The organism is Longimicrobium sp. (assembly GCF_036399255.1).
Classification (GTDB): Bacteria; Gemmatimonadota; Gemmatimonadetes; order Longimicrobiales; family Longimicrobiaceae; genus Longimicrobium.
This window is the reverse complement of the sequence record NZ_DASWNM010000077.1, coordinates 64,178-90,875: the sequence shown is the minus strand read 5'-3', so window position 1 is coordinate 90,875 and position 26,698 is coordinate 64,178. Positions and strand designations below refer to the sequence as shown.

Sequence of the window (26,698 nt, the reverse complement as noted above, 5' to 3'; positions counted from 1 at the left end):
CGCTTTCCCCACACGCGGCGCACAACGGGCGGCAGGAGCAATGGCGGCGGTTCCGGTGGTGGTGTTCTCGGACTTCGCCTGTCCGTTCTCGTACGTGACCGAGGCGGCGCTGCGGCGGATGGAGGCGGCCGGCGAGGTGGCCGCGACGCACCTGGCGTGGGAGCTGTACCCCGCCCCCGCCCCGCTGCCACCGGCGGACGCGGGCGAGTGGATGGATGCGCTCCGCCCCCTGGCGGACGAGCTGGGGCTGGCGCTGCGCGTTCCCCCGCCGGCGCGCACGCGCAAGGCGCACGAGGCGGCGGCGTTCGCGGCGACGAAGGGCGTGGGGCCGGCGATGCGCGAGGCGCTGTTCGCCGCGCACTTTGGCGAGGGACGCGACATCGGCCGCATCGACGTGCTGGTGGAGATCGGCGCGGGGCTGGGGCTGGACGCGACGGAGCTCAAGGTGGTGCTGGACGTGGACACGTTCGCGCCGCGCATCGCGGCGGAGCGGGACGCGGCGCTGCGGGCCGGCGTGCAGGGCGTGCCCACGATCGTCGTGGGCACGGGGGATGAAGCGCGGTGGCTGGTGGGCGCGCGTCCGTTCGCGGAATTGCGCGCGGCCATCCTGGGCGGGGATTGATCCGGGGCCGTGCGCCCCTTTCAAAGACGATACGCAATCGCAACGGTGGAGCGGAGATGTCGGACTACGAGCGGATGACGGCCCTTCCGGCGCGCGAGATCTGGGCGCGCGCGGACGAGATCCTCACCACGCGCGGCGAGGTGGCGCTGACCCGTGAAGACCATCACGCGCGCACCTACAGCGGCGGCGAAGGCACGGTGGTGGTCGAGGTGCACCGCCACGGCCCCTCCGCCGTGGTCACGGCGCGCACCGACCGGCTGCGCACGTCCAAGATCGACGGCGTGGTGCGCCACCTGATGAACCAGCTCCCCTACCAGCCCGGCGACCCGCCGCGCGACTGATCACCGGGGATGGGGGATGATGCAGACGGGCCGGCTCCGCGCGATGGAGCCGGCCCGTCGTGTCCCGCCGATCAGGACTGCCGGCGGTCAGGACCAGTCGGCGTAGCCGCCCAGCGTGCCGCAGTGGCGGCAGCGGAACACGTACGCCCAGCCGTCTCGCCCCTCACCGAGCGACGCCAGGATGTCTTCCCAGTCGTCATCCGGAACCAGCAGGTCCTCCCGGATCTCCGCGACGGCCCCCGCCCAGCGACCCGCGAGGTCCTCGTGTCCGCCGTAGCCCAGGAACTCCCCCGCGTCCCTGCAGTGCGTCCACCACCGCGTGTCCTGCCATCCCGTAAACCCGGGGGTCCGGTAGCAGACCTCGTCCGTCACGGCGTCAGGAACCGGGATCCACAGTCCCGACGCCACGCCGGCGGGATCGGTGAATTCCGCGTCGAACCGCGCCGCCGCCGAGCCGTCCGCGATGCACCACGGGCAGAACGCGTTCTCCAGCGCCTCCTCGGCGGCGTAGACCGGCCCGGTGTAGATGTACCCGCGCGCCTGGCCGCAGCACCGGCACGTTTCCGCCGACGCCTCGATGCTGCCCGTGCCGATCGGGTCGGGATGGTACTTGAAATGGGGAAGTGCCGTCATGGGTGGATGCAGGGAAGGGACTCGCCGAGGATTCGCCGCGCACGTTCAAAGCTATCGATCCCGGCGTTCCGCCAACAAGCCGCCGCCACCGCGCATCGCCCCGCGAAACGATGTCCCGATCCGACCCCTCCACGTCCTGAAATCCGCCTGATCCCTTCCCTCCCGGTGCGCTACCTTTTGGCTCGTCGCGGGGTATCGATGCCGCGCGATCCACATAGCACACGGGAAGACGGAGCCATGGCAACCGAAACGCAGCCGATCGAGACGTCGGCGCTGCTGGTGATCGACGTGCAGGAGTCGTTCAGGGCCGACGAGGCGCGCTGGGCCCGCCGCGGCAATCCGGGCTTCGAGGGCAACCTGACGCGGCTGATCGACGCCTATCGCCAGGCGGAGCGGCCGGTGATCTGGGTGGTGCACGAGGACGCGGACGAGCACTTTCTCCCCGGCAGCCCGTACCTGGCGCTGCAGCCGTTCCTGCACCGGCGCCAGGACGAGCCGCTGCTGCACAAGCGCACCCGCAACGCCTTTACCAGCACCGACCTGGCGGAGCGGCTGGCGGCGCTGGGGGTGCGGCGCATCGCCATCACCGGCATTCAGACGGAGCAGTGCTGCGAGACCACCGCGCGCGTGGCCGGCGACCTGGGCTACGACGTGGACTTCGTTACCGAGGCTACGCTGACGTTTCCCATCACCGACCCCGCCACCGGCGACGTGCAGCCGGCCGACGCCATCACCCGCGCGACGGAGTTCTCGCTGCGCGGCCGCTTTGCGCGCATCGCCTCGGTGAGCGCGCTGGCGGCGGAGCTGGAGACCCTGGCCGCATGCAGCGCGTAACCTTCGTCGTTCTGCCCGGCGTGGACCTGCTGGACCTGGCGGGTCCCGTCGAGGTGTTTCACGCCGCCAACCCGCTGGGCGGCGACTACCACGTGCGCATCGCCGGGCCGCAGCCGGCGGTGCGCGCGCGGCAGGGCGTGGCGCTGGCGGAGCTGGAGCCGCTGCCGGACGGCGTGGGCGCGGGCGACCTGGTCGTGGTGCCGGGGATGTCGATGGAGTCGGCGCACCAGGCGCCCGCGTCCGTGCACGCGTGGCTGCGCGGGGCGCACGACGCCGGCGCGCACGTCTGCTCGGTGTGCGTCGGCGCGTTCGTGCTGGCCGACGCGGGGCTGCTGCACGGGCGCCAGTGCACCACGCACTGGTCGTGCATCGCGGGCCTGCGCGAGCGGCATCCGGACGCGCGGGTGCTGGACAATCGCCTGTTCGTGGACGACGGGCGAATCACCACCAGCGCCGGCATCGCGTCCGGCATAGACATGGCGCTGTCGATGGTGGAGCGCCGGCACGGGCCGCTGGTGGCGGCGGCGGTGGCGCGCGAGCTGGTGGTCTACCTGCGCCGCGACGGCGCGCACCAGCAGCAGAGCGTGTACCTGGACTACCGCACGCACCTGCATCCCGGCATTCACCGCGTGCAGGACTGGCTGGTGGCGCACCCGGCGCAAAAGACGACGCTGGAGGCGCTGGGGCGAATGGCGTTCATGAGTCCGCGCCACCTTACCCGCACCTTTCGGCAAGCGACGGGGATCAGCATCAAGGAGTTCACTACGCGGCTGCGCCTGGAACTCGCCCGCAACCTGCTGAACGACCCCGCGCTGACGATCGAGGCCGTGGCCGCGCGCTGCGGATTCGATACGCCGCGCCAGCTGCGCCGCGTGTGGAAGGAAGCCTTCGGCACCACCCCCGGCGCCGCGCGCGCGGAGGTCGCCGCGGGCTGAGCCGCATCCGGGAAAACAACACCTTTATGGGTACAGAGGAACAGAGTCAGACAGAGGAACCAGATGATCTTTCAGTCGCTTTCTCTGTCTGACCCTGTTCCTCTGTACGATTATTCTTTTTCAGGATCTGGTACGAGTATGAGGCAATCGGCTGCTGATCACACCGGGTGTTCAGCCGGCTTCGGTATCCGTGGCCAAAGGGCTACGATGAAAGACGAACGGGCCGGCTCCGTGGATGGGAGCCGGCCCGTTCAGCGTCTGGATACCGATGGCTACGGCGCCGGCCGCCGGGGCGCGCCGCGAAAGCGGGGGCGGTCGGGGCGATTGAGCTGGTAGCGCAGGCCCACGGTCACGTCGGTGTGGCTGCCGCTGAAGCCGCCGGCGAGCCCGCGCACCCGCGCGTCGATCACCACTCCCAGCTGCTCGGCCAGCGCCACGCGCACGCCGGCGCCGCCGGAGAGCACGCCCTGCCACCCTTCATCCAGGTCGCCGCTTCCCGCATTCACGTGGCCAATGCCGGCGCCCGCACCAACGTACGGCGTCAGCACGTCACCCAGGCGGATGGGGATCTGCACCTGCGCCTCGAACACGCTCCGCACGCCGCTGCGGCTTTCGTCGGGCACCTCCGCGATCGAGCTGGCGAACTCGATCAGCGCGCCGGTGCCGATGGGGAACTCCGTGCGCAGGGCGGCCATCGTCGCGCTCTCCCCATCGTCCCCGTCGTACAGCCGCGCGCCGCCCGCCAGGGTGAACGCCTGCGCGTCCGCATCCGCCGCCACTGCCGCGGACGCCAGGAGCGCCGCCAGTACCGCGCGGCGCGAGGAAAATCCGATCATCCAGTCACCTCTGCTTCAGAGTCGGGGAACGCGGTCGCTTGCAGGATACACGCGTCCCCCGCGCAAAGGTCGCTAGCAGGCGAACTCGCCGCTGCCACCGCACCAGCACATCTGCTCGCCGTTCGTCCACGCGTCGGTAGGCTGGCACGGCCGCCAGCCGCTCAGGCATTGCTCTCCGCACTGCGTCTGCGGACAGGTATACCAGGTGGCGTGCCCGTGTACGGTACCCTTCTTGGCCGCGTCGTCGCTCTCCGTCTCGAACGACTCCACCCGCAGCGCGCTCACGTCCAGGCTGATCTTGCGCATGAGAACCCTCTCTTGCTGGGACGCCAGATCTGCAGTCGCTGGAATGAGATACAGATCCATGCGCCGGATTTGTGTCCGGAAATATCCATCGAACTGAGAGATACTGCAAGGCCTTTTCCGAGCGGATCGCGGTCTCGCCCACCGCTCGAGCGTGGCTCGGCGTCAGCAATCAGTGGCCTTCGAACGCATCCCAGCCGAGATCCTCGATCTGCCCTGTGTGCTCGCCCAGCGCGGGCGCCGGATCGCGCAGGGCGGCGGGCGTGCGCGCGAAGCGGAGCGGCGACGCGACGGTGGGCACCGCGCCGTAGGTTGCGCCCTCCATCGGCCAGACGCCGTCCCGCTCCGTCGTCGCCGGGTCCGCCAGCGCCTCGCCCACGCTCTGCACGGGGGCGCAGGGGACGCCGCCGTCCTGCATCATCCCCAGCCACTCCGAGGCCGGGCGAGTGCGGAAGCGGTCCGCCAGCGCGCCCACCACGTCCTCGCGGTTCTCCACGCGGCCGGGGTTCGTGGCGAAGCGCTCGTCCGCCCCCAGGTCGTCCGCGCCGATTGCCGCGCACAGCCGCCGCCACTGCGCGTCGTTGCCCACGGCGACCACGAAGGTGCGGTCCGCCGCCTGGAACGCCTGGTAGGGGACGATGGTGGCGTGCGCGTTCCCCCAGCGCCGCGGCTCCGCGCCGGTCACCAGCGCCGCCTGCGTCACGTTCACCAGCCCCGCGAGCGCGGAATCGAACAGCGACACCTCCACCCGTTGCCCGCGCCCCGACCGCTCGCGCTCCTGCAAGGCGGCGAGCACGGCGATGGCCGCGTTCTGCCCCGTGAGCACGTCCACGATGGCTACGCCGGCCTTGGTGGGCGCGCCCTGCGGATCACCCGTGATGGCCATCCACCCCGCCCGCGCCTGCACCGCGAAGTCGTAGCCCGGCCGCCCCGCCTCCGGCCCATCCGACCCGTATCCCGTGATGGAGCAGAAGACCAGGCGCGGGTTCTCCGCCGAGAGCGCGTCGTATCCCAGCCCCCAGTCCTCCAGCATTCCGGGCGCGAAGTTCTCCACCACCACGTCCGCCTCGCGCGCCAGTCGGCGGACGAGTTCGCGCCCTTCCTCCGCCTTGAGATCCGCCGCCACCGAGCGCTTGTTGCGGTTCACGCTCAGGTAATAGGCGGATTCACGCCCGTCCGGCCCCTGCGCCCAGGGCGGCCCCCAGGTGCGCGTATCATCGCCGGTGCCCGGGCGCTCGATTTTGACCACGTGCGCGCCCAGGTCACCCAGCACCATGGTGCACAGCGGTCCCGCGAGCACGCGGCTCAGGTCCAGCACGCGCACACCGGCCAGCGGGCCGGGAGAGGTCGATCGAGGATCGGGCATCGGCGGAATCACGGGGGGTGAAGGACGGCGGGAGCTTACGACGGAGGGCGGAAGTGCGAAAGTGCGGGAGTGCGTGAGTGCGGAAGTGCGTGAGTGGACGCGACGAACGGGATCGAGTTGCGCCGGCCGGGCCCCTCACCCGCTCGTTTGTGCTCGCACCCTCTCTCGCAAGCGGGAGAGGGGATAAACGTCGCACACGCTCGCGGAGCGTTTCCGCTGCTGCAGTTGAAGCCCCGTTCGGCGAGCGCGAGCGAGCCGAGACGGGGCCTGTCGCTTTCCCAGCGGCGGGTTTACCCGCTCATCCCGGAGGCATCGCACGCTCCGGCAATGGCGAATGAATTTGCTGCAACAACCACACGAAGCCCGCCTTCGCGGGCTGGCGGGGCGGAGCCGAGGCAAGTGCCTGCCACGTAGCATGGATCGCGATTCAACCTCCCCCAGGGGTTTTGGGGGAGGTGGGCGAGTAATGCGAGCCCGGAGGGGGCGCCCGCCCTTCGCGCGGAGCCCTCCGAAGCGCGATCGAATTCTCCCCCTCTCCCGCTTGCGGGAGAGGGGGCCGGGGGGTGAGGGCCCCCGCGGGCGCAGTTCGATCCCGGTCGAAGCGCCGAGTACGTTCCGCCTCTCACTCCCGCACTCCCGCACTCCCGCACTCCCGCACTCCCCGAGCGAAACCGGCACGCATCGTGTAGATTGCCCGTCGCAACTGGCCCTAACGGGAAACCCCATGTCCGAAGCCGCACGCCTGGCCGCCTTCGCCGAAACCGCTCGGCAGATCGCGGATGAGATCGTCGCCCCCAACGCCGAGGCCGAGGACGCCCAGGCGCGGTGGCCCGCCGAGGCCATGGCGGCGCTGGGCCAGGCCGGCCTGCTGGGGCTGCACGTCCCCGAGGCGCAGGGCGGCCACGGCGAAGGGCTCGCCGCGCTGGTCGCCGTCGCCGAGACGCTGGCGGCCGAAAGCGCGTCCACGGCCATGTGCTTCGCCATGCACTGCGTGGGCACCGCCGTCATCGCCGCCAAGGCCACCGACTGGCAGAAGCAGGCGTACCTGGAGCCCATCGCGCAGGGGCGGCACGTCACCACGCTGGCACTCAGCGAGCCCGGGACCGGCGTGCACTTCTACCTCCCCGAGACGACCGTCGAGGTGGAAGGCGACGCGTACCGGCTGAACGGCACCAAGAGCTTCATCACCAACGGCGGGCACGCGGACTCGTACGTGCTCTCCACCCGCGCGGCCGAGGCGGCCGTGGGCGAGGGCACCTTTTCGTGCGTGCTGGTGGACGAGGGGACGCCGGGGATGGAGTGGGCCGACCCCTGGGCGGGGCTGGGGATGCGCGGCAACAGCTCGCGCGGCGTGCGCCTGAACGGCGTGCGCGTGCCGCGAAACCACCTGCTGGGGGCCGAGGGCGACCAGCTGTGGTACATCTTCGAGGTCGTGGCCCCCTACTTCCTGATGGCGATGGCGGGCACGTACAGCGGCCTCGCGCAGGCCGCGCTGGACGTGGCCCGCGAGCACCTGGGCACGCGCCGCCACTCGCACACCGGCGAGCTGCTGGGCGCCGAGCCCGTGCTGGCCCACCGCCTGGGCGAGCTGTACATCGAGACCGAGCGCACCCGCCGCATGGTGCACGCCGCCGCCGCCCGCGCCGACGCCGGCGAGCCCGACGCGCTGGTGGCCGTCCTGGGATGCAAGGCCGCCGCGGGCGACACCGCCGTGCGCGTGGCCAACGAGGCCATGACGCTGTGCGGCGGAATCGCCTACCGCGACAACAGCCGGCTGGCGCGCATCCTTCGCGACGCCCGCGCCTCGCACGTCATGGCGCCCACCACCGAAGTGCTGAAGACGTGGGCCGGGCGCGCGCTGCTCAACCTGCCGCTGCTGTAGGCGAACGATGCCGCGCGCGCTGGTGGTGGCCGCCGAGGGCGCGGCGTGGGCGGACGCCCTGGCCGACGCCGTCGTGCTCGCCCCCGGCGCGGACGACGCGCGGCTGGGCGGCGAGGCGGCGAGGGCGGACGCGGCCTTCGTGGACGGGCGGCTGGACGATCCGCTCCTCCTGGTCCAGCGCCTTCACGCCCTGGACCCCGACCTGCAGCCCGCCGTGGTGGCCGACGACACCCGGCGCGGCGCGCTGGAGCGGGCCGTGCTCTTTGCCCGCGGGCTGGGCGAGCTGTGGATCGTCTCGCCCGAGCAGGTGGACGCCGAGCTGGTGGAGCGCGCGGCCGCCATCACCGCCCAGCGCCGCCGCTACCGGGGGACGCGCCAGGCCATGGAGCGCGACCTGGCCCGCGCCGAGCCGCGCCGGGCCGCCCGCGCCCAGGTCTCCGACGCCTTTCTGGCCGCGCTGCTGGACGTGATCCCCGACCCCGTGGTCTCGCTGGACGCCGCGTCCGCCGTGCTCTCGTGGAACCCCGCCGCCGAGCGCGTGCTGGGCTGGACCCGCGCCGAGGCGCAGGGCCGCCCGCTGGCGGAGCTGGTGCAGGCCTCGCCGCGCGAGGAGTTCCACGCCCTGCTGGAGGACGGGCGCACCGCCACCGTGCGCGGCGAGGTGTCGTTCATCCGCCGCTCGGGCGAAACCGCCATGGCCGAGGTGGCCGTCTCCCCCGCCAGCGCCGCCGGGCACGACGTGCGCGCCGTGGTGCTGCACGACGTCACCCAGCTGCGCGAGACGCAGGCCGAGCTCGAGGCGCAGGCCGCCGAGCTGGAGGCCCAGGCGGCCGAGATGGAGGTGATCAACACCGAGCTGGAGGAGCGCAGCGAGGCGCTGGAGGACGCACAGGCCACGCGCAGCCGCTTCTACGCCGCCATGAGCCACGAGCTGCGCACCCCCATCAACGCCGTCATCGGCTACAACCAGCTCATCCTGGAGGGGATCTACGGCCCCGTGAACCCCGCCCAGGAGCCGCCGCTGCAGCGGGTAAAGCGCGCCGCCGGCCACCTGCTGGAGCTGGTGAACGACGTGCTGGACCTGTCCAAGATCGAGGCCGGGCGCATCGACCTGGAGCCGGAAGAGACCGACGTCCACCTGCTGATCCTGGAGCTGATCGACACCGTGCGCCCGCTGGCCGAGGAGCACGGTTCGCCCGTCGAGGCGCGGCAGCTGGACCCGCCCTGCACCACGGTCGTCACCGATCCGCGGCGGCTGCGGCAGATCCTGCTGAACCTGCTTTCCAACGCCCTCAAGTTCGGCGAGGGCAAGCCGGTGGAGGTCGCCTGCCGCGGCGTGGCGGAGGGCGGCGTGGAGGTGGCGGTGACGGACCGGGGGCGCGGCATCGACCCCCAGCACCAGGAGCGGATCTTCGAGGAGTTCGTGCAGGTGGACGGCGAGTCGGGGACGGGCACCGGGCTGGGGCTTCCCATCTCGCGCCGGCTGGCGCAGCTGCTGGGCGGCTCGCTGCACGTGCGCTCCCGGCCGGGAGAGGGGAGCACCTTCATCGTGCGCCTGCCGTCCCGGCTTCCCCCCGCCCCGCCCCCGCGCGGCACGGAACGACGCCGCCAGTAGATCGGGGGCGGGCAGGAACCTTGCGGGTGCGGCGCAGGTTGCCGCGTTCGCGCAATCGCAATCGGACCAGAGACGGAACGGACGACGTACATGGCTTCATTTCAAGACCTCGGCCTGCGCGAGCCCCTGCTGGCCGCGCTCGAAGACGCGGGGATCGAGCGGCCCACGGCCCTGCAGGCCGCCGCCATCCCGGTGCTGCGCCGCGAGGGCAACCTGGTGGCCCGCGCCGGCAGCGGCAGCGGAAAGACGCTGGCCTACGGGCTGGGCGTGCTGGACCGCATCGAGCCCCGCGCCGGCGCGGACGAGGACGACGAGGGGGATGACGAGAGCGCGGAGGCCGGCGGCACCCGCGTCCTCATCCTTTCCGCCACCCCCGAGGCCGCCGAGCGCGCCGCGCTGGAGCTGGTGCCGTTCGCGCAGGCGGGCGGGCTCACCCTGGCCGCGTCGGGGGGTGGATGGGGGACGCGCTCCGAGGCCGCGGACGTGCTGGTGGCCACGCCGGGCGAGGTGATGGAAGCCGTGCGCACCTCCGCCATCAAGCTCGAGGCGGTGGAGTCGGTGGTGATCGACGGCGCGGCGGAGATCGAGTCGCTGGGTGGATGGGAGGCGCTGGAGACGCTGTTCGACCACGTGCCTCGCGACGCCCAGCGCGTCATCGTGACCTCCGAGGTCACCGACGCGGTGGAAGACCTGGCCGGCCGCCGGGTCAAGCGCGCCATCCGCTATCCCGCCACCCCCGCGGACCCCAAGTCCATGGAGCCCGCCGCCGCGCCGACCGCGACGGTCGGCTACGTGCCGGTGGGCGCGCGCGACAAGGTGGACGTCGTCGCGCGGCTGCTGGGCGGGGGCCGCGGCGACACCGTTCCCGTGCTCTACTGCCGCACGGACGAGCGCGCGGCGCAGCTTTCTGAGGCGCTTACCCTGCGCGGCTTCCTGGTCAGCGACGTGGACGACGAGGACGCCGACGTGGTGGTGCTGGGCTCGGGCTCGGACGACGAGGACGAGGCGGAGACGCCGTCCGGGCAGGTGATCAGCTTCGACGTCCCCGCGGACGAGGAGACGCTGCGCGCCCGCCACGGCGGCGAGGATCCCGGTTTCGTGCTGGTGGAGCCGCGCGAGCTGGCGCACCTGCGCGACATCGCCAAGCGCGCCAACTTCTTTGCCCAGCCCGCGGGGATCGTGGGCGAGGAGTCCGTCTCCGGCAGCGCCGAGCTGCGCGCCTTCCGCGGCGAGCTGCGCCGGGCCCTGCGCGAAGAAGACCTCGCCGCGCAGATGCTGATCCTGGAGCCGCTGTTCGAGGACTTTACCCCCGTGGAGATCGCCGCCGCGGCGTCCGCGCTGCTGCGCCGCAAGCGGTCGACGGTGTCTGCGGCGGACGCCATGCCGGCGGCGGCCGCGGCGGCGCGCGAGGCCCGCGAGCCGCGCACCACGTCGCCGGTGCGGGCGCAGGGCGGGCAGGGCGATGCGGGCGGCGCGCCGCCCTCCGCCTTCACCCGGCTGTTCATCAGCCTGGGCGAGCGCGACGGGGTGCGGGCCAACGACCTGGTGGGCGCCATCGCGGGCGAGGCCAACATCCCCGGCAGCGCCATCGGCAAGATCGAGATCCGCGACACCTTCAGCATCGTCGAGGTGCCGGCGGACGCGGGCGGCCGGGTGATCTCGGCGCTCAACGGCACCACGATCCGCAACCGCAGCGTGCGCGTGGACTACGACCGTCCGCGCACCGCCGGCGGACCGGGCGGCGGCCCCGGCGGAATGCGCCGCATGGACCGCGGCGGCGGCGAGCGCGGGGGTGGAGCCCGCGGCCCGCGCCGTGACGGCCCCGGCGGCCCGCGCGGCGGTCCCCGCTCCGGACCGGGCGGACCTCGCGGCGGTGCGGGTGGACGCGGCGGTCCCGGCGGACGCGGCGGAGCCGGCGGCTCGCGTGACGGGGGCGCGCGCGGCGGCTCCGGCGGCGGCTTCCGCCGTCCCCGCGACGAGTAGAACAGTGCGTTAGTGCGGGAGTGCGTCAGTGCGGAAGTGGTGTGGGGCGTGTCGAGTACACGTCCCACACCATTTTCTTTGCCTCACGCCGAGCCCAGCGGAGTCCCCGCCGTGTAAACCAGAGCCTGACAAACCTGTCATTCTGAGGGAGGCGCCGCACGGTGCTCTGCTTTACCCAGGAGCATGGTGCCGACCGAAGAATCTTTATCCGAAGCGGCAGGATCTTTCCGTCACGCGATGTTCCCGGGCGATGCCCGGGACAGGGTTCCGCGCGAGGGGAGGGAGATTCTTCGGTCGCGCCACTGGCTACGCGGTTTTCCCAAGAGCCCGGGGTGGGCGCTCCCTCAGAATGACAGGTGTTTTCTGGGATTTGTTTAAATCAGACCTGACAAAACCTGTCATTCTGAGGGAGGCGCCGCCGAGTGCTCTCCGTTCGCACGGGAGCATGGCGCCGACCGAAGAATCTTTATCCGAAGCGGCAGGATCTTTCCGTCACGCGATGTTCCCGGGCGTTGCCCGGAAACGGGTTCCGCGCGAGGGGAGGGAGATTCTTCGGTCGCGCCACTGGCTACGTGGATTTTCCGCAGCCTCGGGGTGGGCGCTCGCTCAGAATGACAGGTGTTTCCCCGGACTCGGGATACGGCCTATCCCTTTCCAGCGTTTGCGATCTGGACAAAAGCGAAGGACGCGGAAGGGCCATCCCCCTCCGCGTCCTCTGCGCCTCTGTGTGAGACGATCCTGCGTTACTGCGTGGCGGCGCGGACGCGGTAGATGCGCCCGTCGTGGATCACCGCCACCTGCTCGCCCAGCGCCAGGTACTGCGCCAGCGCCGGGACGCGGCGGATGAGCGCGAAGTACTCCTCGCTCCCGAACGTCACCGCCGTCTCCGGAAGCCGCGTGTCTTCACGGATCTCCGCGTCCGTCCACACGCCGCCGCGCAGGTAGAAGGTGCGCGTGCCCACGCGCTGCACCGTCGACTCGCCCGTCACCGCGATCTCATCGAGCGTCAGCGCATCCTGCTGCTCGCGGCTGCGCTGGCTCTGCGTCACCGCGCCCTGCCCCGTCACCACGGTCGGGGCCGCGGACAGCGGGGCCGTGGGAGGAGGTGGCGGAGGCGGCGGGGGAGGCGGCGACGCGCCGGCCGCCTGCTCGGTCCGCGGACGCGTCGAGGGGCGGACGCGACCCCCCGCCACGGTCCCCGGAACGCCCTGGCCGCTGAAGTCCTGCGCGTTCGCCGCCTGCATCCCCGGCTCCAGCGCCAAGAAGCTGGTGTACGGCGTCACGATGCCAAAGCGCGTGCCCAGGTCCGTCACCTCGTCCACCAGCTCGCGGTTCTCGCCGTGGGTGCGAATCTGCTCCATCAGCCACCCCACCCGGCGCGTGGCCCACAGCCGCGGCAAGAACTCGTGCCGCTCGTCGCGCAGGGGAAAGCGCGCGCCGTCGTAGGTGTAGGTGCGCGTGGGGCTGGCGTTGCCGCTCAGGCGAATGGTGACGTCGCGCAGGTCCTGCTCGTTGCGGTAGCGCCCCACCAGCGCCAGCTGCGTTCCCTTGAACAGGTCCGGCAGCGCGCGCGGATACATCAGCTCCGTGCGCACCGGCCCCAGGTCCAGCCGCAGGTTGGTGAGCACCGGGTGGTTCACCTTGTCGAAGAACCCGCTGACCTTGACCTCGAGGTCCTCCTGCGGCGCCACGTAGTCCGCCGTCCCCCCGTTCTCCGCGGCCACGCGGTCCAGCAGCCGCGTGTTCACGTCGTATCCCACCCCGAATGTGAACAGCCGCAGCCCTTCGCGCCGCGCCCGCGTCACGTTCTGGATGATGCGGTCCACGTTGGTCTCGCTCACCGTCGGCAGGCCGTCGGTCATGAACACCAGCAGCCGCGGGCGCGTGCTCTCGCGCGGAAACTGGCCCATCGCTTCGACCAGCGCGTCGTTGATGTTGGTGCCGCCGCGCGCATCCAGCCCCTCCACGAACGCCACCCCGCGCCACCGCCCCGCCTCGTCCGCGGCGATCAGGCCGCTTTCCATCAGCCGCGTGTCGCCGGAGAACGCGATCACGTTGAAGCGGTCGCCCGCGCGCAGCCCGCGGATTCCGTACAGCAGCGCGCGGCGGGCCTTCTCCATCTTTCCCTCTTCCTCCATCGACCCGCTCACGTCCAGCACGAACACCACGTCCTTGGCGGGATACTCGCGCCGCGCGTCGTCGTCGCTGGGAGAAAGCAGAAGGAGGAAGTAGCCGTCCTTCCCCGGCTCGCGGTAGGTGAACAGCGACATCCCCACCTCGGCCTGCGACAGCGCGTAGAACAGCTGGAAGTCGCGCCGCTCGCTGCGGGGGCCCTGCTCAAGGCTTACCGTGGCCCCGCGGCCGCCGTCGCGCCGCACGTCCACGTCGTGCGTGGGCGAGTAGACGGTGCGCAGCCCGCCGTCCGTGCGCAGCTGCACCCGCCCCGCCAGCCGCTCGATGCGCGACGCGTTGCGGCCGATGCCCAGCGGATAGCGGTAGCCCACGGTGCCGTTCTCGGCCCGCAGCACCTGCGTGTAGGTAAGCTCCAGCTTCTTGGTGCCGTGTCCGGGGATGGGAAAGATGCGCGCCTGGAACAGGTTCTGGCCCGCGTACTCCAGCAGGCCGGGGTCGCGCACGCGCCGGACGATGTCTTCGTAGATGCGCCGCGCCTCGTCGCGGGGGCGCACCTCGCCCTCCAGCCGCCGGTCGCCGTCCCAGATGGCGAACTCGGTGATGGACGCTTCTTCGGGGAGCGGAAAGAAGTAGGTGCCCTCCATCACCTGCGGGTGCGGATTGCGGAACACCTGGGTGACGTGGGTGGTGGCCACCTGCCCCTGGATGGTGGTCTCGAAGGTGACCGATTCCACCGGCAGCCCCGCCGGGTCGCCGGGGGGCGGCCGCCGGCACTCTCTGCACGGCGCGGGGACGATGACGCCCTGCGCCCGCAGTTCCACCCCGGTACAGGCCAACGCCACCAGCGCCGGCAGCAGTCCGCGAAGCAGCTTCATACGTCCTCGGCTCGATGTGAGTGTTTCGTTCGCGGCCGCTTGTACCTGCCCGGCCCCCACTGGTGTTCCCTCCGCCCAATTTCCCGCGCGCCACATTCGGTCCCTCCACCGTCTTCATCCCCCCTCATGATGATCGGAGACGTGTAGAACGCGCCAGCCCGCGCTCCACTGCCCGGTAGCCGGCATCGGCGCGCTCGGGGTCATCCAGTATCCGCCGGCCACCGCCAGATCCACATAGCGCCATCGCAAGAACACCCTGTTCACCTCTCCCGCCGCGACTTGCATTACAATCCGGATGAAGCGATCCACCGCGCGTGGTGAAATGCCCCTCGTGGCGCGCTTTCCTGCCGCCGGCGCCTGAACGTTTTTTCCTGTTCTCAGAGCGCACGTGTACAAAGTGAACGCGGCGGCGTGGATTCTGCGGACGGGCCGAAACGGGCCGAGCCGCGCGTCGGCGGAGCGGCGGAAGCAGACATCACGGAGGTGGCCGGTGAAGCGAGAGCGGCTGGATTCGTCGAGCCTGGCGAGCGTGGGGTACGACCCCGCGGCGCACGTGCTGGAGGTGGAGTTCCGCAACGGGGGCGTGTACCAGTACCTGGACGTGCCCGACGGCGAGTACGAGGAGTTCATCACCGCGCCCAGCAAGGGCCGGTACCTGAACACCGAGATCAAGCCCAACCACCCGTCCCGCAAACTGAGCCCTCCACGCCGCCCGCGGTGAGGTGGCGGCGATTGACGTCCTGAGTCCAGCGGCGCTCCGTCCTGCTGGACACACAGCGGCTGTCATTCCGAGGCCCGGCCGCGCTGCCGCCGGAGGATTGCGCCGCAGGTGGCAGGGCCGAGGAATCTACTGTCGGCCCACGTGAGGCCTGACGCGGCAGCCCGGCCACAGCCGCGGTGACGAAATAGCCGGACAGGGCCAAGTTCGGGGCGGCACGGCGCACCACGAGGAAACGGACAGTAGATTCCTCGGTCGCGCGCTGGGTTCCGTGGTCGGACAGGGTGCGGGGTGTGCGCTCCTCGGAATGACAGATTGGTGCGAAGCCAGTAATCCTCGGAGTTACGGGAGATGCCGCGGATCCGAGGCAGATTAGCCCATCTGCGGGTCGTCTGGCACGCGGGGCCCCGTTCACCCGTTCACCCGTTCACCCGTTCACCCGTTCACCCGTTCACCCGTTCACCCCTACCCCTCCGCCCCCCAACCAGCGACGGCGCCCTTGTCCGCCACCCCCGGGCGTCCTTATCTTGTTTTCTCTCCCACACATCCGTGGACCGGACGGGCCCCCTTTCAGGGCGTCCCTTTCTTCCCATCGCATGAGCAGACGGACCAACCCCGCGTGGCGGCGCGATCCGCCCAGCCTGGCCATCGCCGTGATCGCGGCCCTGGTGCTGGGGCTGGGCTCCGTCGCGGCGTTCGCCGAGCCGCAGCAGGGGCTGCCCGCCGAGGGGCCGCCGGTGCTCGCCGCCGTGCGCGCCACCCCCGCCACCATCGACACGCTGCTGATCGGCGGGTTTGCGCGCGGAACGTTCCGTGAGGCGCTGAACGTGGTGGCCAGCGACCTGAGCGAGGCCGAGCGCGAGATGGTGGGCCGCCACCTGGACCGCATCTTCGTCCCCACCGTGCAGCTTGCCATGCAGAGCGGCGGCCGGCTGAAGGTGGCGTACGAGCGCGTGCGGCGGCCGGACGGCAGCACGCGCTCCATCCAGGTGCTGGCAGCGCAGGCGGCGGTGGGCGGCGGGCTGCACACCCTGTTCTTCTACGAGCACGGGGAGAAGCCCGGCTACTACGACGACCTGGGCCAGTCGCTGGATCCCAGGGCGTGGGCCGGCCCGCTGGCGGTGATGCACGTGACCTCCGGCTTCCGGATGGACCGCATGCACCCCATTCTGCGCCGCGTGCTGCCGCACACCGGCATCGACTACGCGGCGGCGTACGGCACGCCCGTGCGCGCGACGGCGGACGGCAGCGTCTCGTTCGCCTCCGTGCGCGGCGGCTACGGCAACCTGGTCGAGGTGCAGCACCCTAACGGCTACGCCACCCGCTACGCGCACCTGTCGCGCATCGACGTGCGCCCGTACCAGCCCGTGCGCCAGGGCGACGTCATCGGCTACGTGGGCGCCACCGGCCTGGCCACGGGGCCGCACCTGCACTACGAGGTGCGCCGCAAGGGCCAGCCCGTGGACCCCGCGCTGGCCATGGCGTACGAGCAGACCACGGAGAGCGTGGGCTACGACCTGGCCTGGCGCAACGAGCGCCGCGCCCTGGCCCGCCTGATCGCCCGCACCCCCACCGTCATCCGCCGCCAGTAGCGCGGACGACGAGGGACCGCAAACTGAAACGACGAAGCCCGCTGCCGATGCAGCGGGCTTTTTCGTTATACCGAATCCGTGAAAACAACACCTTCATGCGTACAGAGGAACAGAGTCAGACAGAGGAACCAAGATGATATTTCAGCTCGCTTTCTCTGTCTGACTCTGTTCCTCTGTACGATTATTCTTTTTCAAGATTTGGTATTAGGCACCAGGCCATCACTGTCATTCTGAGGAAGGTGCCGCCCGAAGCCCTCCCGCACGTTCCCAGAGCCTGTGCGCCGACCGAAGAATCTCCGTCGGAAACGCGCGGCCCCTCGCGCCGAACCCAGCCGTAGCCGACGCGACCGTGCGCCCATCTGGCAGATTCTTCGGTCGGCGCACGGGCAATGGTGCAATCAGAAGGGGATTGGGCGAGCGCCTTCCTCAGAATGACACCGATCCGCCAGTGGGCGGATAGAAAACGGAGAGGACGCGGATGAAGCCCTCATCCGCGTCCTCTCTTTTATCCTCCGCGAACTCTGCGTCGAGGGATCAGTGGTCGTCCGGCGGCGGAGGCGGCTCGGTCATCCGCACCCGCGTGCGCGCCCGCGACGGCGCCATCTCGCGGTGGATGATGCGCTCGTGGCCATCCCACTCCATCGAAAGCTCGCGGCGGCGGCCCTGGCGCACCACTTCGAGCGACACGCGCCCGTCCTGCGCACGGGTCAGCGCGCGCCGCACGTCCTCGGGGTCGTTCACGTCGCGGCCGCCCGCCCGGACGATCACGTCGCCCGCCTCGAGCCCCGCCCGCGCCGCCGGCGTCTCGGGCGAAACGTCGATCACCAGGGCGCCGTTCTCGACGTTGCCGAAGTAGCGGCTCAGCCCCTCGTTCATCTCGGCCAGCTCGGCGCCCGCCGCGGCGCGCCGGCCCAGCTCCAGGAAGAAGGGACGGTCCTCGCCCGGCCCGACGTTCCAGACCATGGGCGCATCCATCGGCGGCATGCCTTCGAGCGCCTCGAGCCCCTCCAGCGCGCCGTGCAGGCCTTCCACCTCTACCTGCAGGTCATCCAGCTCCTCCAGGTCCTCCAGCTCCTCGAGGTCTTCCAGCCCCTCGACGTGGAACTCCATGGCGGGAAAGCGGCGGATGAAGACGTCGGCGCTGTCGGAGAAGATCCGGACCATGGAATCGACGTTGATCTCCATCAGCTCGCCGTCCAGATCCAGCATGTGCGTCCGCAGGCTGTCGATGCGCATGGTGAGCGCCTGCAGCGGGATCTCCATGCTGTCGCCGTTGATCCACACCATGGGCCGCTCGCCCTGGCCCTGCCCGGTGCGCACGGTGAACCGCTGCGCCTGGCGCGGCACCGCCACCACCACCACCTCGCGCTCCTGGCCGCCGCCTTCGCCGCGAATACGCATGCGAACGCTGTCGCCCGCCTGCAGCCGCGCCGGAAGCTCGTCAAACGCCTCGCCGGCCACGCGGCCGTTCAGCCGCACCACCACGTCGCCCGCCTGCACGCCCGCCTCGTCGGCGGGAGAGCCGCGGCGCACGTCGATGATGCGCACGCCCGGCTCGCCCTCGCGGCGCTCCGTGTCGAAGATCACCCCGATCATCCCCGGCCGGCGGCGGGGGGATTCGTCTTCCTGCGCCCGGACCGCGCCGGGCACCGCCAGGGCCGCCAGCAGCAGGGGCAGCCACATCCCGCGGAACTTCATCGTTGTGTTCTCCGTCGTTGCTATGGGATCAGAACCAGCTTCAGAACCAGGTTGCGTTCGCGTCTTTTTCCATCTCGCGGCGCAGCGCGTCGCGTTCGGCCACGGCGGCCAGGTGGTACCCGTTGATCACCGGGTCGCCCGGCACGCGGTCCAGCGCCTCGGCCGTCAGCTGCACCAGCCGGTCGAGCGCCGCCATCCGCGTTTCGGGCGCGTTCCCCGACGCCGGGTCGGCGATGGCGGCCAGCCGCTGCAGCGCGCCCATGTACGCCGCCTGCGCCTGCATCAGCTCGCGGGCGGCGCGGTCGGCCTCGGCCGCGGTGGCCCGCCGCGGAGCCGTGCGCCGGGGCGCCACCACCCGCGGCGCGGAACGCTCCGCCGCGCCGTTCACCGCCAGCCGGGCGCCGTTCGCGTCCGCCGCCGGCGCGGCGGGCTCCGTCACGTACGTCACCTCGGGCGCGGACATCAGCGACACGGGGCGGCTGGTGGAGCGCGGCGCCTCGGCGGCCACGGCCTGCAGCGACTGGACGGGCTGCGCGCCGGGCGTGCGCCAGAACAGCGCGCCCGCCGCGCCGCCCAGCAGGAACAGCGCGAGCGACGCGGCGATGCGCAGGTGCGGGCGGTGGATCAGCAGGGGCCGCACGCGCGCGGGCTGCCCGATCAGCTTCTCGTCCAGCAGCCGCGCCTCCAGCGCCGCCCAGGCGCCGGCGGGCGGCTCCATCGTGCCCAGCTCTCCCAGCGCCTCCGTCTGCGCCCGCATCCCGGCCAGCTCGCGGCGGCAGACCAGGCAGCCGCGCAGGTGCTCGGCCTCGGCGGGCTCGGCCGGCTCGTCCACCAGGCGGGCGAGCGCCTCCATATCTAGATGCTGCATGCCATCTCCTTTTCTGCGGGCTCGTCCGCGGCGTCTTCCGCGGGCTGCGGCGAAAGCAGCCGGCGCATCCGTGCGCGCGCCTTGAACAGCTGGCTCTTGCACGTCCCCGGGTTCACGCCCAGCATCTGCCCGATCTCTTCGTGCGTGTAGCCTTCCACGTCGTGCAGCACCAGCACCTTGCGCATCCCTTCGGGCAGGCGCTCCATGGCCCGGTCCAGCTTCATCCGCAGGACGGTGTGCTCCGCCGCCGGGCGCACGGAGAAGCTGTCGTCCAGCATGGGCGCCTCGCGGCCGGCCTTGCGCTGGCGCGAGCGGCGGCCGTGCAGCGCGCTGTTGACGGCGATGCGGTGCAGCCACGTGGTGAAGCGCGAGTCGCCGCGAAAGGTGGGCAGGGCGCGAATGGCCCGCACCCATGCCTCCTGGGCCCAGTCCTCGGCAAGCGCGTCGTCGTGGCCGGCCAGGCGTTTTACGACGGCGTACACCCGCCCGGCGTGGCGCTGATACAGCTCGCGCACCGCACCGCCGTCGCCCTGCCTGGCCTGCTGGATCAGATGGTTGTCGTCCATGTGCGTTCACGGGTCCGGCGTGTGTGATGCCGGTGTGCGCGGGAGGGTTGCCTGGGGGGCGAGGGGAGAGGGAATAGGGAACAGGGAACAGGGAATAGGGAATAGGGAATAGGGAATAGCGGGCCCCGGATGGCGGGATTGGGGCGCTGCGACGGGATTCCCGCCGTGCGGAGGGCACCCCCTCTCCCGGCCTCTTCCCAACGGAGAATTCGATCGCGCGCCGACAGTTCTCCGACTACCCCCATGTGTCATTTCCGAAGGAGGCGCCGCGCGGGAGCCAGCCCTCACGCAACCCTCTGGCGCCGACTGAGGAATCTACCGTCCAGCTGCTCGAAATCCGCCGCAGCGCAACGGATTCTGCCGCTTGAAGTTGTGTACCCCGACAAGTGCACAAAGTCGCCGTATCCTTCGGCAACTCTTTGGATTATCGTTAGTTCGGCGCACTGGTTCCGGCGCCATGGCGAACTTCCGCACTCCACGCACTAACGCACTCACGCACTTCGTTCCGTGCCCCCCCGCATCCTCCTCGCCGACTGCGACTCGTACTTCGTCCGGTGCGCCATGCTGGCGGACCCGGAGGGGGCGGGCGCGTCGGAGCTGGTGATCGTGGGCGGACGGGCGGACTCGCGCGGGGTGGTGACGTCGGCGTCGTACGCGGCGCGCAAGTTCGGCGTGCACGCGGGGATGCCCATGGCCACGGCGGTGCGCCTGTGCCCCAACGCGGTCTTCGCGCCCGTACCCGGCGAGATGGTGAACCGCAAGCACCACGAGGTGCGCGCGGTGCTCGACGACTTCTCTCCGGTGGTGGAGGCGGCCAGCGTCGACGAGTTCTACCTGGACCTTACCGGCACCGAGATGCTGTACCGCGGCGAGTCGCTGGAGCAGACGGCGCTGCGAATCCAGCGCGAGGTGATGGACCGCACCGGCATCAGCATCTCCATCGGCGGCGCCACGGGACGAACGCTCGCCAAAATGGCCGCATCCGTCAACAAGCCGTTCGGCGTGCACGTGGTTCCGCCGGGCGGCGAGGCGGCGTTCATGCAGCGCTTCGAGCTGTCCGACATCCCCGGCGTGGGGCCGGCGCTGGCGGAAGCGCTGCGGCGGCGCGGCGCCACGGCGGTGCGCGACCTGGCCGGCATCGACCTGCCCACACTGGTGTCGTGGCTGGGCGATTCGCGCGCGGAGTGGCTGTACCACCTGGCGCGCGGCGAGGACGTGGGCCGGGTGTCGCCGCGCGGGCCGCAGAAGTCCGTATCGCACGAGCGCACCTTTGCCAAAGACGTGCGCGATCCGGAAGAGCTGGAGACGCGGCTGATGATGCTGGCGGTGGATACGGGCGCGTCGCTGCGGGCCGAGGGGCTGCGGGCGCGCACGGTGACCGTCCGCATTCGCTACGGGGACTTCACCGACAAGTCCGCCAGCCGCACCGCGCCGGACCCCATCCAGAGCGACCGCGCCATCTTCGCCATCGCCCGCGACCTGCTGCGCACCCTGCTGGAGCGGCGCAGCGGCGGCGTGCGGCTGCTGGGCGTGGGCGTCTCGAAGCTGGTGGGGGACCAGGAAGACGAGCTGGTGCTGTTCGACGATCCGCCCGGCGGGCCGGAGACGGAGCGCGACCGCATCCTGGCGGAGGCGTCGGACCGGCTGGCGGGCAGGTTCGGCAAGGGAGCGCTGGTCCCCGCGCGCATCGCCAACCGCGGCGTGCGCGACGGCACCCGCGGCCGCGGTGGATCGGAAACATAAGCAACAGCAACACCTGGGGGTACAGAGGAACAGAGTCAGACAGAGGAGGCCTCCCCCTGTCTGACTCTGTTCCTCTGTACCCCCAGGTTTTTTACTGCCTCTGGCTCAGCCGATGACGAACATCACGCCGCGCAGGCGCTTGGGATGGCCGTCCATGGGCGGCACCACGCGCACCACGTCGCGCAGGCGCACCACGCGGCCGTCGGCGGCGCGGGCGCGGTACTCGAAGGCGTGGTCGCGGTCGCACGCCGTCTCCGACGCGCAGTAGCTCACCGCCTGGTCCGCATCCGCCTCGTGCACCACGGTCTTGGCCCAGAAGGTGGTGTCGGTAATCCAGTTCTGCGTGGGGTAGCCCAGCGCCAGCTCGGCGGACGGGCTCACGTACGAGAACACAAAGGTGTTGGCGTCGCACTCCCACACGATCGCGTCCGGCGGCAGCAGCTCGCCGGCGCGCTGCGTCAGGGTCTCCATCGAATCGGCATTGTCGCCGAAAACGGCCTCGGCCTGGTCTTCCAGCGACTGCAGCTCCATCGTGCTCATCAGTCAATCTCCAGGGAGATGTTTTTCAGGTTCTGTCAGGCGATGCGTCCCGCACCGCGATCATCCACAAAGCGGGATTCGGGCCTGCGCCTGGAAATCGCAAACAAAGCGGTGGATCCGGGGAGATGCCGACGATGCAAATTCAAGCGAATCAGCAGCTTGTACAGAATGGAGCCAAATCCCGCACCGGCTGTTTCTGTCACCCCGCAACGAGGAGAAAACGTCTGGTTTGTGGCGCGGGTGGTACATGGGGTGTGGAGCGCGCTCCACAGTCGGAAACGTCCACCCACGACGCCCGCCGAAGTTCCGCACCTCTGAAACACGCCGGCCCCGGGGGACGTAATCCGGCGCGTCCGCAAGCAGTCGGCGGCCGGCGCACACCGCGCCCGTGCCGGCGGACAGACACCGCAATCACAGGTTCCATGGCTTCTCGAACCACATCGGCACCCACGCGGAGCAGCGTCAAGGCAGTGCTCGTGGGCGGCGCCGCGCTCGCCACGCTGCTCGTGCTCCTGGTCATGGTGTCCGGGAGCTTTGCCCGCGTGGACAGCACGGAGCACTGCGTGCTCACCCGCTACGGCACGGTGGTCAAGCGCAAGATGCCGACGGGGCTCAACTTTACCCCGCTCTCGGAGCCCACCTGCTTCGGGATGACGCAGCGCAACTTTCCCGACAACGAGGAGGGCAAGGAGGTCATCCAGGCCACCACGGCGGACCCGGTGACGGTGGAAGGCGACGTGGCGGTCACCTGGAGCTACAACCCGGGCACCATCTACCAGGTGTTTCTGGACAAGCGCACGCCGGAGGCCGCGGAGACCGAGGTGCTGAACGCGGTGCGCGAGGGGTACCGCAACGCGCTGAACGCGTGGACGGTCAACCGCATCTTCTCGGCGGAGCGCGCGCGGCTTTCGGACGACGTGCGGCGGCAGATCCAGGTAAAGCTGGGCAACCGCGCCACCATTCACCAGGTGTTCGTGCGCGACATCCGCATTCCGCCGCAGATCGAGCAGGCGCGCATCGAGGCGGCGCGGCAGGCCCAGGTGCTGGACCGCGCGCTCAAGCAGTTCACCATCGACAGCGTGAACGCGCGCGCCCAGCTGCTCAAGGCCGAGGCCGACGCGCGGGCCAAGGAGCTGGAGGCCCGCTCCTACGCCGCCAACCCGGCGCTGCTGCAGCTGGAAAGCGCCAAGGCCATGAGCCAGGGCCTTTCGCAGGCGTGCCGCGGCGTGCAGACGTGCGTGATCGGCGGCAGCGTGATGGACACCTGGCAGCGGCCGTCGCCGTGACGGGGCTGGCCGTCTTTCTCCTGGTGCTGCTGCTGGCCGGCGGGGCGATCGCGGCGCAGGTGTCGGCCTTCAACCAGATCGCCTCGCTCAGGCAGCAGCTGGCCGCGCTGGAGCGCGAGCGGGCGCAGGACCGGGAGATGCTTGAAGCGGTGCTGCTGGAAGACGCCGGCAAGCTGCGCCGCCTGATGGGCCGCCCGCCCGTTTGAAGGTGCGGCAGGATGATGGAAAACGAAGCAGCCGGGGATTGGATCCCCGGTTGCTTCGCTTTGCTCACGTGAAGGAAGCCATGGCTTCCTGAGTCCAGCGGCACTCCATCGCACCCTGCTGGACAAAACGAGCTGTCATTCCGAGGCCCGGCCACGCTGCACTCGGACGATCACGCGGCAGGCTGCAGGGCCGAGGAATCTACCATCGGCTCGGGCGAGGCCGGACGCGGCAGCCCGCTCCATCCCCGCGGCGGCCAAACAGCCAGACAGGGCCAGTGTGGGGGCATCGCGGCAGGCCACGAGCAGACGGAAAGTAGATTCCTCGGTCGCGCACCTCCCCCGTGGTTGGGCCAGGTGCCGGGCGTGCGCTCCCTCGGAATGACAGCTCGGGTGGGGCCAGAGGTTTCTATCCAAGGAGCCGCCGCACAGATCCCTCCGATGCCCAGGTCTCAGGGCGGCGACCGAAGGACCTCGCTGGTGGAACCGGGGGCTGGATCGCGCCTCAAGTCACCCCGCAGCGTCGGAGAGCAGGTCCTTCGGTCGCGCGCAGCCGGTTGTGGGGCTTCCGGCTGCACGTGGTGCGCTCCTCAGGAAGTCACGATTTCCTGGCGTGCAGGGTTTCCAGAGGAAATCACCCCGTGCATTCCGGATGCAGTCTACGGATGCCAGACCACGCCAAGCTGGACGCGGGTGTGCACGAACGCATCACCCGATTCGAACTCCTCGCGGCGCCCGTCCACCTCCACTTCGGTGAACGCGCCGGAGGTGAACTGCACGCCCGCGTTCAGCGCCCACCCGCGGGTGTAGAAGTACTGCAGCCCCCCGCCCACGGTCACCCCGCCTCCCGAAGTGATGCTCGTTCCGCTCTCCGCGTCTTCGCTGGTGGCCACGCCGGTGATGGCGGCGTCGACGTACGGCCGGACGCGCCGGTACACGCCGCCCAAGCTGACCCGCGCCCCGAGATCCACCGTCACCGACTCGTAGTCCTCTCCGCGCGCCAGGGGATTGTCGGGATCGTACTCCACGTAGCCGGCATCCACCGTGGTGTAGAGGGCGATGTGCTCGCTGAAGCCGTAGCCCAGCGTCAGCCCCAGCCCCATCCCCTCCTCCTCGAACGCCTCGGTCCCCACGCCGTCCAGCCCCATGGGCACGGCGTGCAGCCCCACCATGAAGCCGGTGTTGCCGGATTTCTGCGCGCACAATCCGCCAGCCTGGAGCATCGCGCCAAGCGCGGCCAGGACCATCGTACGGTTCACGGGAGTGTCTCTCTTCCGATGCGGAATGGGGATGGACACCGGCGGATCAGAAGCGCAGCCGCAGGCCCACGTCGGCGCGCAGGTGGCGGACGCGCAGCAGCTCGCCGTCGGCGGCACCGCTTCCGTGCTGGTAGCGCGTCCACAGCACGCCGGGCGTAAGCGACACGCCGCGCGCCAGGGGAAAGCCCAGCCCGGCACCCACCTCCCACCCGCGCCTGCTCTCCTCGTGCAGCCCTTTGCCCTCCAGCTGGTGCGCCACCACGCCGGCGCGAATCCACGGGTCGATGGGGATGAGCGGCGTGGGGATGGCCAGGCGCACGCCTGCCGCAAGGCCGCTGTCCGTCGCGTGGCCGGGCGTGCCGGTCCCGTCCCACGAAAACCGGTTCCGCTGGTACGCGCCGTACACGCCGATGAAGGGCAGCGCGTGCCAGGTGGCGGACACCTCCCCCGCCACGCCTCCGTCCATGCCCCCGAACTCCTCCGCCGGCAGCGCGATGCCTCCGCGCGCCTCCACGGAAATCGGCAGGAGGCCGGTCAGCTGCGCCTGGAGCGGAGTGCAGACCGACGAGGCGGCGCAGGCGACGGCCAGCGTCGCCCCCCGGATGACAGGTTGAATGGATCCCATGAAAGCCGTGGAGCGGGTGCGGTGATGCCGATGCAGCCAGAACGTTCGATGCGGACCTGGACTGGACAGTTGCGAGGGGATTCAACGCAAACGAAGACCGCCGGGCGCGCAAAAGCACGCCCGGCGGTCCCGACCGGCGTCAGCGGCTTAGAGCCGGATGCCGGCGCGAATGCCGAAGGTGGTCTCGTCGCGGACGAGGCCGATGAGGTCCTCGTCGTCGATGAACAGGTGGCGCACCTCGGCACCCACCGTGATCAGGCCGAACCCGATGTTGGCGCCGGCCTTGACGCCGAAGTTGGTCTCCGTCTCGCTGTCCAGGTCCTCGATGGACACGCGGGTGATCACCAGCTGCGGCTGCACGTAGCCCGAAACCGGCACGCCCGGAACGCCCAGGCTGGCGCCAATGCCCAGGCCGATGGGGAACTCGTTGTACGAAACCTCGTCGTCGCTGATGTTGCGGACCTCGCCCACCAGGCACGCCGACACGCGCGGGCCCACCATCAGCCCCAGCGACGGGGTTTCCAGCGCGACGCCGGCAAACAGCTCGTCCTCGCTGTTGTCCTCGTCATCCTCGCCCTCGTCCTCGTCCTCGGCCGAGATGACGTTCAGGCCGCCGTACACGCCCAGCGGGCCCGAGAAGTTGTAGTTGGCCTCTACGCCGTACGAATCCAGGTCTTCCGGAAAGTCGGCGCGGGCGCCGAAGTACATCCCGCGGTCACCCGTGGGGTAGCCGGCGCAGATCTGCGCCTGCGCCGTGCTGGCGAACGCGACGGTGGCCACGGCGGCAAGGAAACCGGCAGTCTTGTTCATCGCTCGTTCTCTGTCTGAACGGGTGGTGTGCGCCAGGCCCGCGCGCACCGCCGGAACTCGGGTTCCGGCCGGGCGCGAATATGCGGGCGGGCGGCACGATACGTCAACCGCATCCACGGATCAGATGCGCGTGGCGCCGCAAAGGTGCACCATCTGCGCCATCGGCGGCATCAGCCGGGCCAAATCCCAGCCGCGGTCAGGAGTTTTCGCCTGCGGGAGGTGCTCCGGGAGCAGCGGACGAGGGGGTCGAACGCCGAGAGCCTGTCCCTCCCGGCGGACATCCGTCCGTGTCAGGGGGACGCATCACACCCGATTCTCGGCTCCTCATGCCAGATCCAGAAAAAGAATGATCGTACAGAGGAACAGAGTCAGACAGAGAAAGCGAGCCAGGATATCCTCTTTGTTCCTCTGTCTGACTCTGTTCCTCTGTAC

At 70.7% G+C, this 26,698-nt stretch carries 24 protein-coding genes; 12 read left to right on the top strand and 12 right to left on the bottom strand.

Annotated elements, in window-relative coordinates; genetic code table 11:
- Positions 1–40: 40 nt before the first annotated feature.
- Entirely contained in the window at positions 41–622 is a 582-nt protein-coding gene (locus tag VGC13_RS13045; RefSeq protein WP_331125691.1) for a DsbA family oxidoreductase, read from the top strand.
- 56 nt (positions 623–678) lie between these two features.
- Positions 679–963, top strand: coding sequence for a hypothetical protein (locus VGC13_RS13040; protein WP_331125690.1), 285 nt, complete (start codon positions 679–681; stop codon positions 961–963).
- A gap of 87 nt (positions 964–1,050) precedes the next feature.
- Here the strand turns inward: VGC13_RS13040 and VGC13_RS13035 are convergent, their stop codons facing one another.
- The gene (locus VGC13_RS13035) at positions 1,051–1,596 is read right to left on the bottom strand and encodes a CbrC family protein (protein WP_331125689.1); all 546 of its coding nucleotides are present in this window, start codon (positions 1,594–1,596) and stop codon (positions 1,051–1,053) included.
- 237 nt (positions 1,597–1,833) lie between these two features.
- On the opposite strand from VGC13_RS13035, the gene VGC13_RS13030 reads away from it, so the two are divergent.
- Positions 1,834–2,430, top strand: coding sequence for a cysteine hydrolase family protein (locus VGC13_RS13030; protein WP_331125688.1), 597 nt, complete (start codon positions 1,834–1,836; stop codon positions 2,428–2,430).
- Positions 2,418–3,365, top strand: coding sequence for a GlxA family transcriptional regulator (locus VGC13_RS13025; RefSeq protein ID WP_331125687.1), 948 nt, complete (start codon positions 2,418–2,420; stop codon positions 3,363–3,365). The genes VGC13_RS13030 and VGC13_RS13025 overlap by 13 nt, the downstream gene beginning before the upstream one ends.
- 272 nt (positions 3,366–3,637) lie before the next feature.
- Here VGC13_RS13025 and VGC13_RS13020 read toward each other — a convergent pair whose 3' ends face one another.
- The 3 genes from VGC13_RS13020 to VGC13_RS13010 all read right to left on the bottom strand — a co-directional run bounded on the left by VGC13_RS13020 (position 3,638) and on the right by VGC13_RS13010 (position 5,870).
- Entirely contained in the window at positions 3,638–4,201 is a 564-nt protein-coding gene (locus VGC13_RS13020) for a hypothetical protein (RefSeq protein WP_331125686.1), read from the bottom strand.
- 72 nt (positions 4,202–4,273) lie between these two features.
- Entirely contained in the window at positions 4,274–4,507 is a 234-nt protein-coding gene (locus VGC13_RS13015; protein WP_331125685.1) for a hypothetical protein, read from the bottom strand.
- 169 nt (positions 4,508–4,676) lie between these two features.
- Positions 4,677–5,870 (bottom strand): CoA transferase, encoded by a 1,194-nt coding sequence (locus tag VGC13_RS13010; RefSeq protein WP_331125684.1) that lies wholly within the window; start codon positions 5,868–5,870, stop codon positions 4,677–4,679.
- Positions 5,871–6,594: 724 nt separating this feature from the next.
- Between VGC13_RS13010 and VGC13_RS13005 the strand changes: the two genes are divergently transcribed.
- The 3 genes from VGC13_RS13005 (at position 6,595) to VGC13_RS12995 (ending at position 11,350) form a co-directional block, all read left to right on the top strand.
- Positions 6,595–7,752 (top strand): acyl-CoA dehydrogenase family protein, encoded by a 1,158-nt coding sequence (locus tag VGC13_RS13005; protein WP_331125683.1) that lies wholly within the window; start codon positions 6,595–6,597, stop codon positions 7,750–7,752.
- Positions 7,753–7,759: 7 nt separating this feature from the next.
- Positions 7,760–9,367, top strand: a complete 1,608-nt coding sequence (locus VGC13_RS13000; protein WP_331125682.1) for a PAS domain-containing sensor histidine kinase — start codon at positions 7,760–7,762, stop codon at positions 9,365–9,367.
- A gap of 90 nt (positions 9,368–9,457) precedes the next feature.
- Positions 9,458–11,350: a DEAD/DEAH box helicase gene (locus tag VGC13_RS12995; RefSeq protein WP_331125681.1), complete on the top strand. Its 1,893-nt coding sequence runs from the start codon at positions 9,458–9,460 to the stop codon at positions 11,348–11,350.
- 743 nt (positions 11,351–12,093) lie between these two features.
- On the opposite strand, the gene VGC13_RS12990 is transcribed toward VGC13_RS12995, so the two are convergent.
- Complete coding sequence (locus tag VGC13_RS12990) at positions 12,094–14,358, bottom strand: VIT and VWA domain-containing protein (protein WP_331125680.1); 2,265 nt, start codon at positions 14,356–14,358, stop codon at positions 12,094–12,096.
- A 490-nt stretch (positions 14,359–14,848) separates the two neighbouring features.
- On the opposite strand from VGC13_RS12990, the gene VGC13_RS12985 reads away from it, so the two are divergent.
- Both VGC13_RS12985 and VGC13_RS12980 read left to right on the top strand, forming a co-directional pair.
- Entirely contained in the window at positions 14,849–15,079 is a 231-nt protein-coding gene (locus tag VGC13_RS12985; RefSeq protein WP_331125679.1) for a KTSC domain-containing protein, read from the top strand.
- Between the two features lie 593 nt (positions 15,080–15,672).
- A complete protein-coding gene (locus VGC13_RS12980; RefSeq protein WP_331125678.1) occupies positions 15,673–16,668 on the top strand; it encodes a M23 family metallopeptidase in 996 nt (331 codons plus the stop codon).
- A gap of 534 nt (positions 16,669–17,202) precedes the next feature.
- Here VGC13_RS12980 and VGC13_RS12975 read toward each other — a convergent pair.
- Genes VGC13_RS12975 through VGC13_RS12965 form a run of 3 tightly spaced genes read right to left on the bottom strand, consistent with a single transcriptional unit; the run spans position 17,203 to position 19,800 of the window.
- Positions 17,203–18,366, bottom strand: coding sequence for a PDZ domain-containing protein (locus tag VGC13_RS12975; RefSeq protein WP_331125677.1), 1,164 nt, complete (start codon positions 18,364–18,366; stop codon positions 17,203–17,205).
- A 40-nt stretch (positions 18,367–18,406) separates the two neighbouring features.
- A complete protein-coding gene (locus VGC13_RS12970) occupies positions 18,407–19,234 on the bottom strand; it encodes a hypothetical protein (RefSeq protein WP_331125676.1) in 828 nt (275 codons plus the stop codon).
- Complete coding sequence (locus VGC13_RS12965) at positions 19,222–19,800, bottom strand: RNA polymerase sigma factor (RefSeq protein WP_331125675.1); 579 nt, start codon at positions 19,798–19,800, stop codon at positions 19,222–19,224. Before VGC13_RS12965 ends, VGC13_RS12970 begins: the two co-directional genes overlap by 13 nt.
- Positions 19,801–20,307: 507 nt before the next feature.
- Between VGC13_RS12965 and VGC13_RS12960 the strand changes: the two genes are divergently transcribed.
- Positions 20,308–21,543, top strand: a complete 1,236-nt coding sequence (locus VGC13_RS12960; protein ID WP_331125674.1) for a DNA polymerase IV — start codon at positions 20,308–20,310, stop codon at positions 21,541–21,543.
- Positions 21,544–21,648: 105 nt separating this feature from the next.
- Here the strand turns inward: VGC13_RS12960 and VGC13_RS12955 are convergent, their stop codons facing one another.
- Positions 21,649–22,083: a PAS domain-containing protein gene (locus tag VGC13_RS12955; RefSeq protein WP_331125673.1), complete on the bottom strand. Its 435-nt coding sequence runs from the start codon at positions 22,081–22,083 to the stop codon at positions 21,649–21,651.
- A gap of 422 nt (positions 22,084–22,505) precedes the next feature.
- Here VGC13_RS12955 and VGC13_RS12950 point away from each other — a divergent pair, with 422 nt between their 5' ends.
- Together VGC13_RS12950 and VGC13_RS12945 are read left to right on the top strand one after the other, a co-directional pair.
- A complete protein-coding gene (locus VGC13_RS12950) occupies positions 22,506–23,369 on the top strand; it encodes an SPFH domain-containing protein (RefSeq protein WP_331125672.1) in 864 nt (287 codons plus the stop codon).
- Complete coding sequence (locus VGC13_RS12945; protein WP_331125671.1) at positions 23,366–23,575, top strand: hypothetical protein; 210 nt, start codon at positions 23,366–23,368, stop codon at positions 23,573–23,575. Before VGC13_RS12950 ends, VGC13_RS12945 begins: the two co-directional genes overlap by 4 nt.
- A gap of 656 nt (positions 23,576–24,231) precedes the next feature.
- Here VGC13_RS12945 and VGC13_RS12940 read toward each other — a convergent pair.
- From VGC13_RS12940 to VGC13_RS12930, 3 genes are all read right to left on the bottom strand, one after another.
- Entirely contained in the window at positions 24,232–24,831 is a 600-nt protein-coding gene (locus tag VGC13_RS12940) for an outer membrane beta-barrel protein (protein WP_331125670.1), read from the bottom strand.
- A 46-nt stretch (positions 24,832–24,877) separates the two neighbouring features.
- The gene (locus tag VGC13_RS12935; RefSeq protein ID WP_331125669.1) at positions 24,878–25,456 is read right to left on the bottom strand and encodes a hypothetical protein; all 579 of its coding nucleotides are present in this window, start codon (positions 25,454–25,456) and stop codon (positions 24,878–24,880) included.
- Positions 25,457–25,603: 147 nt separating this feature from the next.
- The gene (locus VGC13_RS12930) at positions 25,604–26,266 is read right to left on the bottom strand and encodes an outer membrane beta-barrel protein (protein WP_331125668.1); all 663 of its coding nucleotides are present in this window, start codon (positions 26,264–26,266) and stop codon (positions 25,604–25,606) included.
- Positions 26,267–26,698: the final 432 nt, after the last annotated feature.

Bases quoted from the DNA above. Each gene is read 5' to 3' on its own strand.
- VGC13_RS13045 (WP_331125691.1), top strand. From the start codon at position 41: ATGGCGGCGGTTCCGGTGGTGGTGTTCTCGGACTTCGCCTGTCCGTTC.
- VGC13_RS13040 (WP_331125690.1), top strand. From the start codon at position 679: ATGTCGGACTACGAGCGGATGACGGCCCTTCCGGCGCGCGAGATCTGG.
- VGC13_RS13035 (WP_331125689.1), bottom strand. From the start codon at position 1,596: ATGACGGCACTTCCCCATTTCAAGTACCATCCCGACCCGATCGGCACG.
- VGC13_RS13030 (WP_331125688.1), top strand. From the start codon at position 1,834: ATGGCAACCGAAACGCAGCCGATCGAGACGTCGGCGCTGCTGGTGATC.
- VGC13_RS13025 (WP_331125687.1), top strand. From the start codon at position 2,418: ATGCAGCGCGTAACCTTCGTCGTTCTGCCCGGCGTGGACCTGCTGGAC.
- VGC13_RS13020 (WP_331125686.1), bottom strand. From the start codon at position 4,201: ATGATCGGATTTTCCTCGCGCCGCGCGGTACTGGCGGCGCTCCTGGCG.
- VGC13_RS13015 (WP_331125685.1), bottom strand. From the start codon at position 4,507: ATGCGCAAGATCAGCCTGGACGTGAGCGCGCTGCGGGTGGAGTCGTTC.
- VGC13_RS13010 (WP_331125684.1), bottom strand. From the start codon at position 5,870: ATGCCCGATCCTCGATCGACCTCTCCCGGCCCGCTGGCCGGTGTGCGC.
- VGC13_RS13005 (WP_331125683.1), top strand. From the start codon at position 6,595: ATGTCCGAAGCCGCACGCCTGGCCGCCTTCGCCGAAACCGCTCGGCAG.
- VGC13_RS13000 (WP_331125682.1), top strand. From the start codon at position 7,760: ATGCCGCGCGCGCTGGTGGTGGCCGCCGAGGGCGCGGCGTGGGCGGAC.
- VGC13_RS12995 (WP_331125681.1), top strand. From the start codon at position 9,458: ATGGCTTCATTTCAAGACCTCGGCCTGCGCGAGCCCCTGCTGGCCGCG.
- VGC13_RS12990 (WP_331125680.1), bottom strand. From the start codon at position 14,358: ATGAAGCTGCTTCGCGGACTGCTGCCGGCGCTGGTGGCGTTGGCCTGT.
- VGC13_RS12980 (WP_331125678.1), top strand. From the start codon at position 15,673: ATGAGCAGACGGACCAACCCCGCGTGGCGGCGCGATCCGCCCAGCCTG.
- VGC13_RS12975 (WP_331125677.1), bottom strand. From the start codon at position 18,366: ATGAAGTTCCGCGGGATGTGGCTGCCCCTGCTGCTGGCGGCCCTGGCG.
- VGC13_RS12970 (WP_331125676.1), bottom strand. From the start codon at position 19,234: ATGCAGCATCTAGATATGGAGGCGCTCGCCCGCCTGGTGGACGAGCCG.
- VGC13_RS12965 (WP_331125675.1), bottom strand. From the start codon at position 19,800: ATGGACGACAACCATCTGATCCAGCAGGCCAGGCAGGGCGACGGCGGT.
- VGC13_RS12955 (WP_331125673.1), bottom strand. From the start codon at position 22,083: ATGAGCACGATGGAGCTGCAGTCGCTGGAAGACCAGGCCGAGGCCGTT.
- VGC13_RS12950 (WP_331125672.1), top strand. From the start codon at position 22,506: ATGGCTTCTCGAACCACATCGGCACCCACGCGGAGCAGCGTCAAGGCA.
- VGC13_RS12935 (WP_331125669.1), bottom strand. From the start codon at position 25,456: ATGGGATCCATTCAACCTGTCATCCGGGGGGCGACGCTGGCCGTCGCC.
- VGC13_RS12930 (WP_331125668.1), bottom strand. From the start codon at position 26,266: ATGAACAAGACTGCCGGTTTCCTTGCCGCCGTGGCCACCGTCGCGTTC.